This window comes from Pseudomonas mendocina, from assembly GCF_900636545.1.
Lineage (GTDB): Bacteria > Pseudomonadota > Gammaproteobacteria > Pseudomonadales > Pseudomonadaceae > Aquipseudomonas > Aquipseudomonas mendocina.
This window is the reverse complement of record NZ_LR134290.1, coordinates 2235239-2250032: the sequence shown is the minus strand read 5'-3', so window position 1 is coordinate 2250032 and position 14794 is coordinate 2235239. Positions and strand designations below refer to the sequence as shown.

The window sequence follows — 14794 nt, the reverse complement described above, 5'->3', positions numbered from 1 at the left end:
GACACGAACGGCCTCCCCTGCTATCGGAAAGCCGCTATTTGAGCAGCACCAGGTTGCCATCATGTGACAGGCATCACACGCAGATGCGCCAGCCAGGTGCATCAGCCTTTTGCCTGCACTCTTTTCGTTCACTGCATACGGCGCCTACCTTCTCCATACTGCGCCTTGCAGGTACCCAGCCCCCTGGCATGACCACTGCACGGCAAAACGCATTCTCTTTGCCACGGGTTGCAGCCATGCCCTACCAGACCACCATCGGCAACCTCGTCTACCGTTTCGCCGACCTCAAGACGCTACTGGCCAAGGCCAGCCCTGCGCGTTCCGGCGATTACCTGGCCGGGCTCGCTGCCGCGACCTATGAAGAACGCATGGCGGCCAAGCTCGCGCTGGCCGATGTGCCGCTCAAGTGTTTTCTCGACGAGGCGCTGATTCCCTACGAGCAGGACGAAGTCACCCGCCTGATCATCGACCGCCATGACGCCGCCGCCTTCGCCCCGATCAGCCACCTCACGGTCGGCGACCTGCGTGACTGGCTGCTGCTGGAGAAAACCGACAGCACGCGACTGACCGCAGTGGCCACTGGGCTGACACCAGAAATGGTCGCGGCGGTGAGCAAGCTGATGCGCAATCAGGACCTAATTCTGGTGGCGCGCAAATGCCAGGTGATCAGCCGTTTTCGCAACACTCTGGGCCTGCCCGGTCACCTGGCCGTGCGCCTGCAGCCCAACCACCCCACCGATGATGTGCGCGGCATTGCCGCCAGCATGCTCGACGGCCTGCTCTACGGTTCCGGCGACGCCACAGTGGGCATCAACCCGGCCAGTGATTCGCTGCCGACACTGATGCGCCTGTGGCAAATGATGGACGAGGTGCGCCAGCACTTCGAAATCCCCATGCAAAGCTGCGTGCTGACCCACGTCACCACACAGATCCAGGCCATCGAAGCCGGCGCACCGATCGATCTGGTGTTCCAGTCCATCGCGGGCACCGAGGCCAGCAACGCCGGTTTCGGCGTCTCCCTGGCAATCCTGCGCGAGGCCCACGAGGCCGCGCTGGCGCTGGGGCGCGGGACGTTGGGTGATAACGTCATGTACTTCGAAACCGGCCAGGGCAGCGCCTTGTCGGCCGGCGGCCACCATGGCGTCGACCAGCAGACTTGCGAGGTGCGCGCCTACGCCGTAGCCCGCGAGTTCCGCCCATTGCTGGTCAACACCGTGGTCGGCTTCATCGGCCCGGAATATCTCTACGACGGCAAGCAGATCATCCGCGCCGGGCTGGAGGATCATTTCTGCGCCAAGCTGCTCGGTCTGCCGATGGGCTGCGACGTCTGCTACACCAACCACGCGGAAGCCGACCAGGACGACATGGACAGCCTGCTCACCCTGCTTGGCGCAGCCGGCATCAACTTCATCATGGGCATCCCCGGCGCCGACGACATCATGCTCAACTACCAGAGCACCTCATTCCACGATGCGCTGTATCTGCGCAGCGTACTGGGCCTGAAACGTGCACCGGAGTTCGACGCCTGGCTGGCGCGCATGGCCATTACCGAACCAACAGGCCGCCTGCGCGACATCGGCCGCGGCCACCACCTGCTCAAGCAACTGCCGCATATCTCGGGAGCCGCGTGATGAGCAACGACCTGATCCAGCACAATCCCTGGGACGAGTTGCGCGCGCATACCTCGGCGCGCATCGCGCTTGGCCGCGTTGGCTGCAGCCTGCCCACCCGCGAGGTGCTCAAATTCGGCCTGGCACACGCCCAGGCGCGCGATGCGGTGCATCGGCCGCTGGATTTCGCCGAGCTCAAGCATCAACTTCATACCGCCGGTTTCCGGGTGCTGAAAGTACGCAGCAATGCTGAGGACCGGCAGACCTACCTGCTGCGACCGGATCATGGCCGCCACCTGCACGGCGACTGTCAGGTACAGTTGCAACACGAATTGCCTGCACCAGAAATCGCCATCGTGCTGGCCGACGGTCTCTCGGCCGTCGCCGTACAACGCCATGCCCTGCCGCTATTGCAAGCCTTTCGCGATCGCTTCGATACCGACTGGGCCAACACACCAGTGGTGCTGGCCGAACAAGGCCGTGTGGCGATTGGCGACGGCATCGGCGAAGCCCTGCGTGCCCGCCTGGTCATCGTGATGATCGGTGAGCGTCCGGGACTGACCTCACCGGACAGCCTGGGCCTGTACCTGACCCATGCGCCACGGGTAGGCTGCCTGGACAGCGCGCGCAACTGCATCTCCAACGTGCGCCCCGAAGGCCTGCCCTACGAGTTGGCGGCGCACAAGCTCAACTACCTGACGCGCCAGGCGTTGCGCCTGCAACTCAGCGGCGTATCGCTCAAGGACGACAGCAACCTGCAGCCGGTGCGCGAGCTACCGGCCTGACAAGCCGGTTGCGAGCGGGTATGGTGGAGGTCCTTACCCGCAAGAGGAATCGATCATGCCCTGGTATGCCTGGCTCATCCTGATCCTGGCCTTGGGCTCCATCCTCGGCAGCCTCCTGCTGCTACGCGACACGGCGAAGAAATTGCCGCTGACCGAGGAACAGCTCAAGCGTATTCACGAGCGCAACGTCGAACAGGACGCCAAGGACAGCCGAGAGCGCTGATCCGTCCTGTACGTCATCTCTACTCTGACAGCCTGCTAAACTGCGCCTCCTTCTCCTGAGGAGGCGCCATGCCCCTGCATCTGCGGCTGCTGCTACCGGCCTTCACCCTGGCGCTGGGTCATGCCTTGGGTTTTATCCAGCCGGTCGGTCTGTTGCTTGGCACGGCTGCCTGCGTCCTGATCCTGCTTGGCGAACGGCGCCTGCCGGCGTGGCTGTGGCAAGCGTTGGTGCTTGTCGCTGGCATCGCATTGGCGGCTCACTTGCTACCGGGTTTCAGCCCCTGGACGTTGTGGCAACCACGGCAGATCAGCCCTGACGCACCGCCCTACGCGCTGCGCCTGTCCTGGGACAAGCTGCTGCTCGGCACCGCTCTGCTAGCCTGGTGGCTGGGGCAAAGCCGCCGGCCCGTTATATCGCTGAAACTGGCCTGGCTGGCGTGCCTCGCAACTCTGCCGCTGATACCGGTTCTCGCCATGGCATTGGGGCTGGTCGCCTGGCAGCCGAAATGGCCGCAAGGCGTACTGCTGTGGCTGGCAGTCAATCTTGGCGCGGCGGTGCTGGCGGAGGAGCTACTGTTTCGCGGCGTACTGCAGCCTGTACTGGTCAAACGCCTGGGTAGCTGGCCCGGCTTGCTGCTGACTGCAGGCCTGTTCGGCGTAGCCCACCTGCCCTTCAGCACGCTATTCGCGATGGTGGCTGCCTTGGCGGGACTGGGCTATGGGCTGGCCTTCCACTACAGCGGCCGGATAAGCCTGGCCATTGCTCTGCACGCTGCCGTCAATCTTGTGCACTTTCTATTGCTGAGTTATCCGCTAAGACTGGCATGACGGCAATGCGGTAAGGCGAGAAGATGCGCTGCAATTCACCGCTGACGCGCAGTTGCTCGAGCAGGGCAGCAAAGCGCTCGGAGCTTATCGGCGCACCGCGGCGAAGCATCGCATGATGGCGATAGACCTGATCGATTCGCTCGGAAATCAGCAGTTGGCGGGCGTAATCGCGATTGCGTTCGAGGAAATCGTAGAGATTGGAACGTGTCACCAGCGCGACATCGGCGCGTCCGCGTATCACCATCAACAGATTGCTGTCGTGGGAATGCCCCAGGTTGGCGTTGAAGGTGCTGCTGAGGAATTCCGGATCGCTGTTGAACTGGGCGAACCCGTAGTGATAACCCCGATAAAGTGCCAGGCGCTTGCCTGCGAGCTGTTCGAAGTATGCCTGGTCACGCAGCTCTTCATTCCTGGCGACGAATAGCTCGGCATCCTCCAGGCCCATGTCGATGGCTTCGGCATCGATATCCTGCCACCCCCATTGCGGGTTCTCGAATATCGCCATGTCGATGCGCCCACGCTGCAAGTCGCCGAAACGGCGCACGATGGCAGTGGGCAACATGGTGAAGTGGTATTCGCTCTGCGCGTTATTGAGCGCTTCGAGCAATTGCGGCAGAAGCCCGCTCGACTCCTGCAGGTTGGACTTGATCACATAGGGCGGAAAGTGCGCGCCACCGACCTTGACCACCTCGGCAGCGCAAAGAAAACCGGCAAGTAACAGACACAAGGCACCCACACATCCATGAACCCAGCGCCGCGTATGCCGCATCTCGAATCCCCAATTCCTTCTGCCAGTGAAGTGCAGCCTACCCGACTCTCTCTTGACCGACTAGATGGATTTTATGGCGCCAGCACTTTGTTACGCGATGGCAGACGATAGCCCCAAGTCGCCTCAATAGTGCTCCACGCTGCGTGGGTTTGTTTGCTCTGCCCGAATCGGCTACAGGTCTTTGCACACCAGTGACAACGCCTCTTCGGCCAATTGGTCCAGGCTCATCGGCCCCTGCGGACGGAACCAGGTATTGGTCCAGCTCAGTGCTCCGGTGAGAAAACGCCGCTGGATGAAAGGGTCGCCCTTGAAGTAGCCAGCATCGCGCGCCTCGCCCAGCACCGTCAGCCAGATCTGCTCATAGGTATCACGCAGGGCCAGCACCTGCGCCTGGCCATCGTCCGAGAGCGAACGCCATTCGTAGACCAGCACGGCCATGGCCTCACCGGTCCCGCCCATGATCGACTGCAGTTCGCAACGGATCAGCGCCAGCAAACGCTCGCGCGTACCCTGCGCCGAGGCCAGCGCAGCACGCATCAGGGCGGTGTTGTAGACGATGGTTTCCTCCATCACCGAGCGCAGGATTTCCTCCTTGCTCTTGAAGTGATGAAAGATGCTGCCTGACTGAATGCCAATGGCTGCGGCCAGGTCACGCACGGTGGTGCGCTCGTAGCCCTTGCTGCGGAACAGGTGTGCGGCCATCTGTAGCAGCTTGCCGCGGGCACTGTCCGGATCGGTTACCTGGCCACTGTCGACCAGCTCCTGCATCACGGCCTGGGCTTTGTGTTCGTCCACGCTGACTTCTCCCCTGGTTGCCCTGCTCGGCGATTGTTCTGATGAATTCTTCATGCTGCCGGCAAGTGCTTGTCTTGCTTGATGAAATGTATGCGGCGCCAGCTAACCAAGCAAGCGCTTGGCCGCACTTTTGGCCAGTTTGTCGTGTTTTACCACTTTTCAACCAAGCGCTTGCTTGGTAGTGTGAACTCACCTTCTCAAATGTGTGACGGGCCAACTCCAATGACCAAAACCGTACGCATCGGCTGCGCCTCCGCTTTCTGGGGCGACACGTCCACCGCTGCCGCTCAACTGGTTCGCGGCGCCGAACTGGATTACCTGGTGTTCGACTACCTGGCCGAGATCACCATGTCGATCATGGCCGGCGCCCGCATGAAGAAGCCGGACGACGGCTACGCCCGCGATTTCGTCGAAGTGCTCACGCCTCTGCTGGGCGAACTGGCAGCGAAAAAAACCCGCGTCATCAGTAACGCCGGTGGGGTTAACCCGATGGCCTGCGCCGCCGCCCTGAGCGCAGCCTGTGAGCAGGCCGGGGTGAACCTGAAGATCGCCGTGCTGCACGGTGACAACCTGCAACCCAAGCTCGGCGAGCTGGTCAAGGCCGGCACCCGCGAGATGTTCACTGGCGCCGCGCTGCCGCCCTTCTGCGTTTCGGTGAACGCCTACCTCGGCGCACCGGGCATCGTCGCCGCGCTGGAACAGGGCGCCGATATCGTCATCACTGGTCGCGTGGTCGACAGCGCGGTGGTCAGCGCCGCTCTGGTGCACGAGTTCGGCTGGGCCTGGAGCGACTACGACAAGCTGGCCCAGGCCGCGCTGGCCGGACACATCATCGAATGCGGCGCGCAGTGCACCGGTGGCAACTTCACCGACTGGCGCGACGTGCCGGACTACGAGCACATCGGCTTCCCCATCGTCGAAGTTGAAAACGATGGCCGTTTCGTCGTGACCAAGCCGGATGGTTCCGGCGGCTTGGTCACGCCTTTTACCGTTGGCGAGCAGATGCTCTACGAGATCGGCGATCCGCGCGCTTATCTCCTGCCGGACGTGATCTGCGACTTCACCCAGGTCGAGCTGAGCCAGGTTGGCGACAACCGCGTGCAGCTGCAGGGCGCACGCGGCCTGCCACCGACCGACCAGTACAAGGTCAGCGCCACGCACCCGGACGGTTTCCGCTGCACCGCCAGCTTCCTGCTGGCCGGCATCGATGCCGTGGCCAAGGCTGAGCGCGTTGCCGAGGCGATCATCAACAAGACTGAAGATATGTTCGCCGAGCGCGGCTGGGGCCCTTACCAGGAGGTCAGCGTCGAGCTGCTCGGCAGCGAAGCCACCTATGGCGTCCATGCTCACCGCAAATACAGCCGTGAAGTGGTAGTGAAGATCGCCGCACGCCATGCCAAGAAAGAGGCGCTGATCCTGTTCTCCCGCGAGATCGCCCAGGCTGCCACCGGCATGGCGCCGGGTCTGACCGGCATCGTCGGTGGCCGCCCAACCGTCTACCCGGTGATCCGCCTGTTCAGCTTCCTGGTGGACAAGAGTGCCTGCGCCCTGAGCGTCGAGATCGACGGCGAACGCCAGCCGGTCGCCCTGCCGCAGGTCGATACTTTCGACCCAGCCCAACTCCGTGCGCCAGCCGCCCTGCCCGTACCGATGGGTGAAGCCGACGCGGCCGTGCCGCTGATCCGCCTGGCCGTGGCCCGCTCCGGCGACAAGGGCAACCACAGCAACATCGGCGTGATGGCCAGAAAGCCCGAATACCTGGCATGGATCGCTGCTGCGCTGACGCCCGAAGCCGTGGCCAACTGGATGACGCATACCCTGGACGCCGAGCAAGGCCGCGTCAGCCGCTGGTACTTGCCGGGCAGCCACAGCCTCAACTTTCTGCTGGAAAACGCACTGGGCGGTGGTGGCGTCGCCAGCCTACGCATCGACCCGCAGGGCAAGGCGTTCGCCCAGCAACTGTTGGAGTTCCCGGTGCCGGTGCCCAAGGCGCTGGCCGACAGCCTGAACACTGCAACCGTCTCGTAGCGCGCCACGCGCACCGCAATCACTCAGGACAACAAGAACAATGAGCTACGACTCCGTATTCAAACCTGGCCTGTTCAATGAACAGACCATCCTGGTCACCGGTGGTGGCAGCGGCATCGGTCGCTGCGTGGCCCACGAGCTGGCCCACCTCGGCGCCCATGTGGTGCTGGTCGGGCGCAAGCAGGAAAAGCTGGAGAAGACCTGCGCCGAGATCACCGAGGACGGCGGCAGCGCCAGCTTCCAGGTTTGCGACATCCGTGACGAAGAAGCCGTGAAGGCCATGGTCAGCGCGGTGATCAGGGAGCGCGGGCGCATCCATCAGCTTGTGAACAACGCCGGCGGCCAGTTCCCCGCGCCGCTGATCGGCATCAACCAGAAAGGCTTCGAGACCGTGGTACGCACCAACCTGGTGGGCGGCTTTCTGGTGGCCAAGGAAGTCTTCCTGCAGAGCATGAGCAAACACGGCGGCAGCATCGTCAACATGCTCGCCGACATGTGGGGCGGCATGCCCGGCATGGGCCATTCGGGCGCAGCGCGGGCCGGCATGGAGAACTTCACCAAGACCGCCGCCTACGAGTGGGGCCACGCCGGTGTGCGGGTCAACGCCGTGGCGCCGGGCTGGATCGCCTCCAGCGGCATGGATACCTACCCCGAGTCGATGAAGAACATGATCCGCAACCTCAAGGATCACGTGCCGTTGCAGCGCATCGGCAGCGAGTCAGAGGTCGCCTCGGCCATCGTCTTCCTGCTCAGCCCCGGCGCCAACTTCATCAGCGGCAACACCATCCGCATCGATGGTGCCGCCAGCCAGGGCACCCGCGCCTGGACGCTGGGCAAGGCGAGAAACAGCGAGTCCTACAACGGTTTCCACCGGGCCTACGTGCCCGACGTACTGAAAGATCAGGAGTAAGGCGATGCCCGTGATCCAATCGGAAATCGATGTCCATGGCGAAGCCTTCGCGCAGAACCGCGAAGCCATGCTGGCAGCCATCGCGACCTTCCGCGACGTCGAACAAAAGGTGCTCGACAAGGCGCAGGAAGCCAAGGCCAAGTTCGAGAGGCGCGGCCAATTGCTGCCGCGCGAACGCATCAACCTGCTGCTCGATGCCGGCGCGCCCTTCCTCGAATTGTCCTCGCTGGCCGGCTACAAGCTGCACGACGACAAGGATGGCAGCCAGGCCGGTGGTGGCATCATCGCCGGTATCGGCTACATCGCCGGCGTGCGTTGCCTGGTGATCGCCAACAACAGCGCGATCAAGGGCGGCACCATCTCCCCCACCGGCCTGAAGAAGTCGCTGCGCCTGCAGCAGATCGCCGTCGAGAACAAGCTGCCGGTGGTGACCCTGGCCGAGAGCGGCGGCGCCAACCTCAACTACGCCGCCGACATCTTCGTCGAAGGCGCGCGCGGCTTCGCCAACCAGGCGCGGATGTCCGCCATGGGCCTGCCGCAGATCACCGTGGTGCATGGCTCCAGCACCGCCGGCGGGGCCTACCAGCCCGGCCTTTCGGACTACGTGGTAGTGGTGCGCGGCAAGGCCAAGATGTTCCTGGCCGGCCCACCTCTGCTTAAAGCAGCCACCGGCGAGATCGCCACCGACGAGCAACTCGGCGGCGCCGAGATGCACGCCCAGGTCGCCGGTACCGCCGAGTACCTGGCCGAGAACGACGCCGACGGCGTACGCCTGGCGCGCGAGATTCTTGGCATGCTGCCGTGGAACCAGCAGTTGCCGGCGCGTCCGGCGAAAAGCTGGCGCGAACCGCTGTACCCGACCGAGGAACTGCTCGGCCTGGTGCCGGCCGACGCCAAGAAACCCTACGACGTACGCGAGATCATCGCGCGTATCGCCGATGGCTCGGAGTTCCTCGACTTCAAGAACGAGTTCGACAGCCAGACCGTCTGCGGCCACCTGCAGATCGAAGGCCAGGCCTGCGGCTTCATCGGCAACAACGGCCCGATCACCCCGCAGGGTGCGGCCAAGGCAGCGCAGTTCATCCAGCTGTGCGAGCAGAGCAACACGCCGATCCTGTTCTTCCACAACACCACCGGCTTTATGGTCGGGACGGAATCGGAACAAAACGGCGTGATCAAGCACGGCTCGAAGATGATCCAGGCCGTGGCCAACGCCACTGTGCCCAAGCTCACCATCGTCGTCGGCGGCTCCTACGGCGCAGGCAACTACGCCATGTGCGGCCGTGGCCTCGACCCACGCTTCATCTTCGCCTGGCCCAACAGCCGCACCGCCGTGATGGGCGGCGCCCAGGCCGGCAAGGTGCTGCGCATCGTCACCGAGGACAAGCACGCCAAGGAGGGCAAGGAAGCCGATCCGAAAATGCTCGACATGCTCGAGCAAGTCACTGCGCAGAAACTCGACAGCCAGTCCACCGCCCTCTATGGCACCGCCAGCCTGTGGGATGACGGCCTGATCGACCCACGTGATACGCGCAAGCTGCTGGGCTTCTTGCTGGACATCTGCGCCGAAGCCAACCTACGGCCTCTGAAATCCAACCGTTTCGGCGTCGCCCGTTTCTGACCCTCATCATCGGAGCACAACAACAATGATCTTCACCCAGGAACACGAAGAACTCCGCCGTACAGTCCGTAACTTCGTCGACAAGGAAATCAACCCGCACGTCGATGAGTGGGAAAAGGAAGGCCGCTTCCCCATTCATGACATTTTCAAGAAGGCCGGCGAGCTGGGCCTGCTGGGCATCTCCAAGCCGGAGAAATTCGGCGGCATGGGCCTGGACTACAGCTATTCGATCGTCGCCGCCGAAGAGTTCGGCACCATCCATTGCGGCGGTATCCCCATGTCCATCGGCGTGCAGACCGACATGTGCACCCCGGCCCTGGCCCGCTTCGGCTCCGATGAGCTGCGCGAAGAGTTCCTGCGTCCGGCAATCACCGGCGAGATGGTCGGCTGCATCGGCGTCTCCGAAGTCGGCGCCGGCTCCGACGTGGCGGGCCTGAAGACCACTGCGCGCAAGGACGGCGACGACTATGTGATCAACGGCAGCAAGATGTGGATCACCAACTCGCCGTCGGCCGACTTCATCTGCCTGCTGGCCAACACCAGCGACGACAAGCCGCACGTCAACAAGTCGCTGATCGTGGTGCCGATGAAGACCCCGGGCGTCAGCGTCAGCCCGCATCTGGACAAGCTCGGCATGCGCAGCTCCGAGACCGCCCAGGTGTTCTTCGACAACGTGCGCGTGCCGCAGCGCTATCGCATCGGCCACGAAGGCGCCGGTTTCATGATGCAGATGCTGCAGTTCCAAGAAGAGCGCCTGTTCGGCGCGGCCAACATGATCAAGGGCCTGGAACACTGCGTCGACACCACCATCGACTACTGCAAGCAGCGCCACACCTTCGGCCAGCCGTTGATCGACAACCAGGTCATCCACTTCCGCATGGCCGAGTTGCAGACCGAGATCGAAGCCCTGCGCGCGCTGGTCTACCAGGCCACCGAGCAATACGTGAAGGGCCGCGACGTGACCAAGCTGGCGTCGATGGCCAAGCTCAAGGCCGGCCGCCTGGGCCGCGAGGTATCCGATGCCTGCCTGCAGTACTGGGGCGGCATGGGCTTCATGTGGGACAACCCGGTGTCGCGCGCCTACCGCGACGTGCGCCTCGTCAGCATCGGCGGCGGTGCCGACGAAATCATGCTCGGCATCATCTGCAAGCTGATGGGCATTCTGCCCGGAAAGAAAAAATAGCCGGAACGATTCTGCGAGCTGATGGTTCCCACGTCGAGGCGTCGAACCGTCCGCGTGGGAACCCATAACGGGACGCTCCGCGTCCCAGCGACGCAGAGCGTCGCCAAATGCATTCCCACGCGGAGCGTGGGAACGATCTAAAGGTGCCCCCATGAGCGACCTGCCCCACTGCGAAACCCTGCTGCTGAATCTCGACGCTGGCGTGCTGCACGTCACCCTCAACCGCCCGGACAGCCGCAACGCCATGAGCCTGGCCATGGTCGGCGAACTGCGCGCCACGCTGGAGGCCGTGCGTCATGACCCGAACGTGCGCGCCCTCGTTCTGCGCGGCGCTGGCGGCCATTTCTGCGCCGGCGGCGATATCAAGGACATGGCCGGTGCACGCGCCAAGGGTGGCGATGCTTACCGCGAGCTGAACCGCGCCTTCGGTGCGCTGCTGGAAGAAGCCCAGGCCGCGCCGCAGGTACTGGTGGCCGTGCTGGAAGGTGCCGTACTGGGTGGTGGCTTCGGCCTGGCTTGCGTCTCCGACGTGGCCATCGCTGCCAGCGGCGCCAAGTTCGGCCTGCCGGAAACCACGCTGGGCATCCTCCCCGCGCAGATCGCGCCCTTCGTCGTCCACCGAATCGGTCTGACCCAGGCACGCCGCCTGGCCCTGACCGCCGCCCGCTTCGACGGTGCCGAGGCCCTGCGTCTGGGCCTGGTGCACTACTGCGAGCAGGATGAAGCTGCCCTGCAACAGCGCCTGGACGAGATCCTGGAGCAAATTCGTCAGTGTGCGCCGCAGGCCAACGCCCAGACCAAGGCCCTGCTGCTGGCCAGCGAACGTGAAGCACTCGGCCCGCTGCTCGACCGCGCTGCCGAACAGTTCGCCGCCGCTGTGACCGGCGCCGAAGGTGTCGAGGGCACCATGGCTTTCGTGCAGAAGCGCAAGCCGAAGTGGGCTCAGTAGTAGCTCCCCTCTCCCCAAGGGGAGAGGGAACAAATAGAACGTAGCCCGGATGCAATCCGGGGATCGCCCCACAGGAGCACAAAGATGCCCGCATTCAACAAGATCCTGATCGCCAACCGCGGCGAGATCGCCTGCCGGGTGATGCGCACCGCCATCGAACTCGGCTACCGCACCGTGGCGGTGTACTCCGAGGCTGATGCCGACGCTCGCCACGTACAGATCGCCGACGAAGCCGTGTGCATCGGCCCGGCCCAGGTCAACCAGTCCTACCTGCGCATCGGCGCCATCATCGAAGCCGCGCGCAAGACCGGCGCCGACGCCATTCACCCCGGCTATGGCTTCCTCTCCGAGAACGCCGATTTCGCCCGCGCCTGTGAAGCAGCCGGCATCGTCTTTATCGGCCCGACCGTGGAAGCCATCCACCTGATGGGCAGCAAGCGCCTGTCCAAGATCGCCATGTGTGACGCCGGCGTGCCCTGTATCCCCGGCTACGAAGGCGCCGCCCAGGATGATGACACCCTGGCCAGCGAAGCCGAACGCATCGGCTACCCGCTGATGATCAAGGCCAGCGCCGGTGGTGGTGGTCGCGGCATGCGTCTGGTGCACGAATCCGCCGAACTGCTGGGGCAGATCCGCACCGCCCGCTCAGAGGCGCAGAACGCCTTCGGCTCCGGTGAGCTGATCCTCGAACGCGCAGTGATCCGCCCACGCCACGTGGAGATTCAGGTGTTCGGCGACCAGCACGGCAATATCGTCTACCTGGGCGAACGCGACTGCTCGGTGCAACGCCGCCACCAGAAGGTGGTCGAGGAAGCACCCTGCCCGGTCATGACGCCGGAGCTGCGCAAGGCCATGGGTGAAGCGGCGGTCAAGGCTGCAGCTTCGGTCAACTACGTCGGCGCCGGCACCGTGGAATTTCTGCTCGACGCCAGCGGCGAATTCTTCTTCCTGGAAATGAACACACGCCTGCAGGTCGAGCACCCGGTGACCGAGCTGATCACCGGGCAGGATCTGGTGGCCTGGCAGATTCGCGTAGCCGAGGGCCAGCCCCTGCCGCTGCTGCAGGACGACATTCGCCTCACCGGCCATGCCATGGAAGTGCGCCTGTACGCCGAGGATTCGGCCGCCGGCTTCCTGCCGCAAACCGGCCAGGTGCTGCGTTGGGAGCCCGAGCTGCTGGCCGGTGTGCGCATCGATCACGGCGTGGTCGAGGGCCAGGCCGTCACCCCTTTCTACGACCCGATGCTGGCCAAGGTCATCGCCTACGGCGAAACCCGCGACGAGGCCCGGCGCAAGCTGGTGCGCGCGGTCGAGCAGTGCGTACTGCTTGGCGTCAACGGTAACCAGCGCTTCCTCGCCAACCTGCTCAAGAACCCGGAGTTCGCTGCCGGCAACGCCACTACGGCGTTCATCGCCGAACACTTCGCTGATGACCCCAGCCTGCACCCGCACACCGCCAGCCTGGCCGAACTGGCCATGGCCGCCGCCCTGCTCTATCAGGTCTCGGCCGACGCCCGTGCACACCAACCCGGCCTGTCCGGCTGGCGCAGCGCCGGCAGCGCGCCCTGGCGTTTCGTCCTCAAGCAGGGCGAACACAAGCACACTGTGGAGCTGGACGTGCTCGCCAGCGGTGCCCAAGCGCACCTTTGCGTGCGCCGGGGCGAGGAACAGCTGTCCTTGCGCCTACTGGCCAGCGACGGCCGCTGGCTGACTTTGGAGCTGGACGGCGTACGCCGCCGCCAGGCTTACCACATCGAAGGCGAACACCTGTGGCTGTATGGTGAACACGGCAACCTGGAGCTGGTCGATGTCACCCACGAGCCAGCCGGTGGGCAGAACGCCGCCAGCAGCGGCGCGGTGAAGGCACCGATGGATGGCGCCATCGTCGACGTACTGATCGCCGAGGGTGCCAGCGTGAGCAAGGGACAACTGCTGGTGGTGCTGGAAGCGATGAAGATGGAGCACCCGCTCAAGGCTGGCGTCGACGGCATCGTTCGCCGCGTCGGCGTGAGCCAGGGCGACCAGGTGAAGAATCGCCAGTTGCTGGTGGAGATCGAAGCCGCCGAGGTTTGACCACATCACCGTGGGAGGGGCTTTAGCCGCGAGCGTTGTTCATCGCGGCTAAAGCGGATCGCCGCCCGGCCCTTCCCACAGCCCCATAACAACAATACCGGAGCACGCCCATGTCACTTTCCGGCAAGACCCTGTTCATCACTGGCGCCAGCCGTGGCATCGGCCGCGAGATCGCCCTCAAGGCCGCCGCCGATGGCGCCAACATCGTCATCGCGGCCAAGAGCGCCGAGCCGCACCCAAAACTTGAAGGCACCATCTTCAGCGTCGCCGCCGAGGTCGAGGCCGCTGGCGGCAAGGCGCTGGCCCTGCAACTGGACGTGCGTGACGAACAGGCTGTGGCAGCCGCCATGGCCCAGGCTGCCGAGCACTTCGGCGGCATCGATGCGCTGATCAACAACGCCGGGGCCATCAAGCTGGTGGGCGTGGAGAAACTCGAACCCAAGCGTTTCGACCTGATGTACCAGATCAACACCCGCGCGGTGATGGTCTGCAGCCAGGCGGCCCTGCCCTATCTCAAGAAGAGCGCCGGCGGACATATCCTCAACCTCTCCCCGCCGCTCAACCTCGACGCCAAGTGGTTCGCCCAGCACGGCCCCTACACCGTCACCAAGTACGGCATGAGCATGCTTACCCTGGGCATGAGCGAGGAGTTCAAGAAGTACGGCATCAGCGTCAACTCGCTGTGGCCGAAGACCATGATCGCCACTGCCGCCATCGAGTTCGAACTGGGCAGCCGCGACGCCTTCAAGCGCGCGCGCACGCCAGCGATCATGGCCGACGCAGCCCACGCGATCCTGGCCAGCCAGGGCCGCAGCAACACCGGCCGCCTGCTGATCGACGAGGACATCCTGCGCGAACAGGGCGTCAGCGATTTCGAGCCGTATCGCTTCGATCCCGCGGGCGGCAGCCTGGTGCCGGATCTGTTCGTCGATTGAGGCCTCGGATGCGTCGGCTTCGTAGCCCGGATGCAATCCGGGGATCCCATGCACGGATCTACCCGGATTGCATCCGGGCTACGGGG

General features: G+C 64.3%; 13 protein-coding genes. 11 read left to right on the top strand and 2 right to left on the bottom strand.

All coding sequences use genetic code 11. The features are described 5' to 3' along the window. Positions 1–236: 236 nt before the first annotated feature. The 4 genes from EL191_RS10305 (at position 237) to EL191_RS10290 (ending at position 3445) form a co-directional block, all read left to right on the top strand. The gene (locus tag EL191_RS10305; protein ID WP_026042258.1) at positions 237–1631 is read left to right on the top strand and encodes an ethanolamine ammonia-lyase subunit EutB; all 1395 of its coding nucleotides are present in this window, start codon (positions 237–239) and stop codon (positions 1629–1631) included. Next, the gene (eutC, locus tag EL191_RS10300) at positions 1631–2395 is read left to right on the top strand and encodes an ethanolamine ammonia-lyase subunit EutC (RefSeq protein WP_041978613.1); all 765 of its coding nucleotides are present in this window, start codon (positions 1631–1633) and stop codon (positions 2393–2395) included. Before EL191_RS10305 ends, eutC begins: the two co-directional genes overlap by 1 nt. Positions 2396–2450: 55 nt before the next feature. Then, positions 2451–2618 (top strand): DUF2897 family protein, encoded by a 168-nt coding sequence (locus tag EL191_RS10295; RefSeq protein WP_013715159.1) that lies wholly within the window; start codon positions 2451–2453, stop codon positions 2616–2618. Positions 2619–2686: 68 nt separating this feature from the next. Continuing rightward, a complete protein-coding gene (locus tag EL191_RS10290) occupies positions 2687–3445 on the top strand; it encodes a CPBP family intramembrane glutamic endopeptidase (protein ID WP_041978611.1) in 759 nt (252 codons plus the stop codon). On the opposite strand, the gene EL191_RS10285 is transcribed toward EL191_RS10290, so the two are convergent. Both EL191_RS10285 and EL191_RS10280 read right to left on the bottom strand, forming a co-directional pair. Then, positions 3396–4214 (bottom strand): substrate-binding periplasmic protein, encoded by an 819-nt coding sequence (locus EL191_RS10285; protein WP_172825336.1) that lies wholly within the window; start codon positions 4212–4214, stop codon positions 3396–3398. The genes EL191_RS10290 and EL191_RS10285 overlap by 50 nt on opposite strands. 171 nt (positions 4215–4385) lie before the next feature. Then, positions 4386–5009, bottom strand: a complete 624-nt coding sequence (locus EL191_RS10280) for a TetR/AcrR family transcriptional regulator (protein ID WP_013715156.1) — start codon at positions 5007–5009, stop codon at positions 4386–4388. Positions 5010–5231: 222 nt separating this feature from the next. Here EL191_RS10280 and EL191_RS10275 point away from each other — a divergent pair, with 222 nt between their 5' ends. From EL191_RS10275 to EL191_RS10245, 7 genes are all read left to right on the top strand, one after another. Further along, entirely contained in the window at positions 5232–7037 is a 1806-nt protein-coding gene (locus EL191_RS10275) for an acyclic terpene utilization AtuA family protein (RefSeq protein WP_041978609.1), read from the top strand. A 40-nt stretch (positions 7038–7077) separates the two neighbouring features. Continuing rightward, positions 7078–7947, top strand: coding sequence for an SDR family oxidoreductase (locus EL191_RS10270; protein ID WP_041978606.1), 870 nt, complete (start codon positions 7078–7080; stop codon positions 7945–7947). Positions 7948–7951: 4 nt separating this feature from the next. After that, on the top strand, positions 7952–9568 hold the full coding sequence (gene atuC / locus EL191_RS10265; RefSeq protein ID WP_041978603.1) for a geranyl-CoA carboxylase subunit beta: 1617 nt from the start codon (positions 7952–7954) through the stop codon (positions 9566–9568). A 25-nt stretch (positions 9569–9593) separates the two neighbouring features. After that, complete coding sequence (atuD, locus tag EL191_RS10260; protein ID WP_041978601.1) at positions 9594–10751, top strand: citronellyl-CoA dehydrogenase; 1158 nt, start codon at positions 9594–9596, stop codon at positions 10749–10751. Positions 10752–10902: 151 nt separating this feature from the next. Beyond that, positions 10903–11700 (top strand): isohexenylglutaconyl-CoA hydratase, encoded by a 798-nt coding sequence (atuE, locus tag EL191_RS10255; RefSeq protein ID WP_017363947.1) that lies wholly within the window; start codon positions 10903–10905, stop codon positions 11698–11700. An 84-nt stretch (positions 11701–11784) separates the two neighbouring features. Continuing rightward, on the top strand, positions 11785–13773 hold the full coding sequence (locus tag EL191_RS10250) for an acetyl/propionyl/methylcrotonyl-CoA carboxylase subunit alpha (RefSeq protein WP_041978599.1): 1989 nt from the start codon (positions 11785–11787) through the stop codon (positions 13771–13773). Between the two features lie 110 nt (positions 13774–13883). Next, positions 13884–14708 carry an SDR family oxidoreductase gene (locus tag EL191_RS10245; protein ID WP_041978597.1) on the top strand — a complete coding sequence of 275 codons (825 nt, stop codon included), beginning with the start codon at positions 13884–13886 and terminating at the stop codon, positions 14706–14708. Positions 14709–14794 lie beyond the last annotated feature (86 nt).

Coding starts and splice junctions, on each gene's coding strand:
- EL191_RS10305 (WP_026042258.1), top strand. CDS start 237: ATGCCCTACCAGACCACCATCGGCAACCTCGTCTACCGTTTCGCCGAC.
- eutC (WP_041978613.1), top strand. CDS start 1,631: ATGAGCAACGACCTGATCCAGCACAATCCCTGGGACGAGTTGCGCGCG.
- EL191_RS10295 (WP_013715159.1), top strand. CDS start 2,451: ATGCCCTGGTATGCCTGGCTCATCCTGATCCTGGCCTTGGGCTCCATC.
- EL191_RS10290 (WP_041978611.1), top strand. CDS start 2,687: ATGCCCCTGCATCTGCGGCTGCTGCTACCGGCCTTCACCCTGGCGCTG.
- EL191_RS10285 (WP_172825336.1), bottom strand. CDS start 4,214: ATGCGGCATACGCGGCGCTGGGTTCATGGATGTGTGGGTGCCTTGTGT.
- EL191_RS10275 (WP_041978609.1), top strand. CDS start 5,232: ATGACCAAAACCGTACGCATCGGCTGCGCCTCCGCTTTCTGGGGCGAC.
- EL191_RS10270 (WP_041978606.1), top strand. CDS start 7,078: ATGAGCTACGACTCCGTATTCAAACCTGGCCTGTTCAATGAACAGACC.
- atuC (WP_041978603.1), top strand. CDS start 7,952: ATGCCCGTGATCCAATCGGAAATCGATGTCCATGGCGAAGCCTTCGCG.
- atuD (WP_041978601.1), top strand. CDS start 9,594: ATGATCTTCACCCAGGAACACGAAGAACTCCGCCGTACAGTCCGTAAC.
- atuE (WP_017363947.1), top strand. CDS start 10,903: ATGAGCGACCTGCCCCACTGCGAAACCCTGCTGCTGAATCTCGACGCT.
- EL191_RS10250 (WP_041978599.1), top strand. CDS start 11,785: ATGCCCGCATTCAACAAGATCCTGATCGCCAACCGCGGCGAGATCGCC.
- EL191_RS10245 (WP_041978597.1), top strand. CDS start 13,884: ATGTCACTTTCCGGCAAGACCCTGTTCATCACTGGCGCCAGCCGTGGC.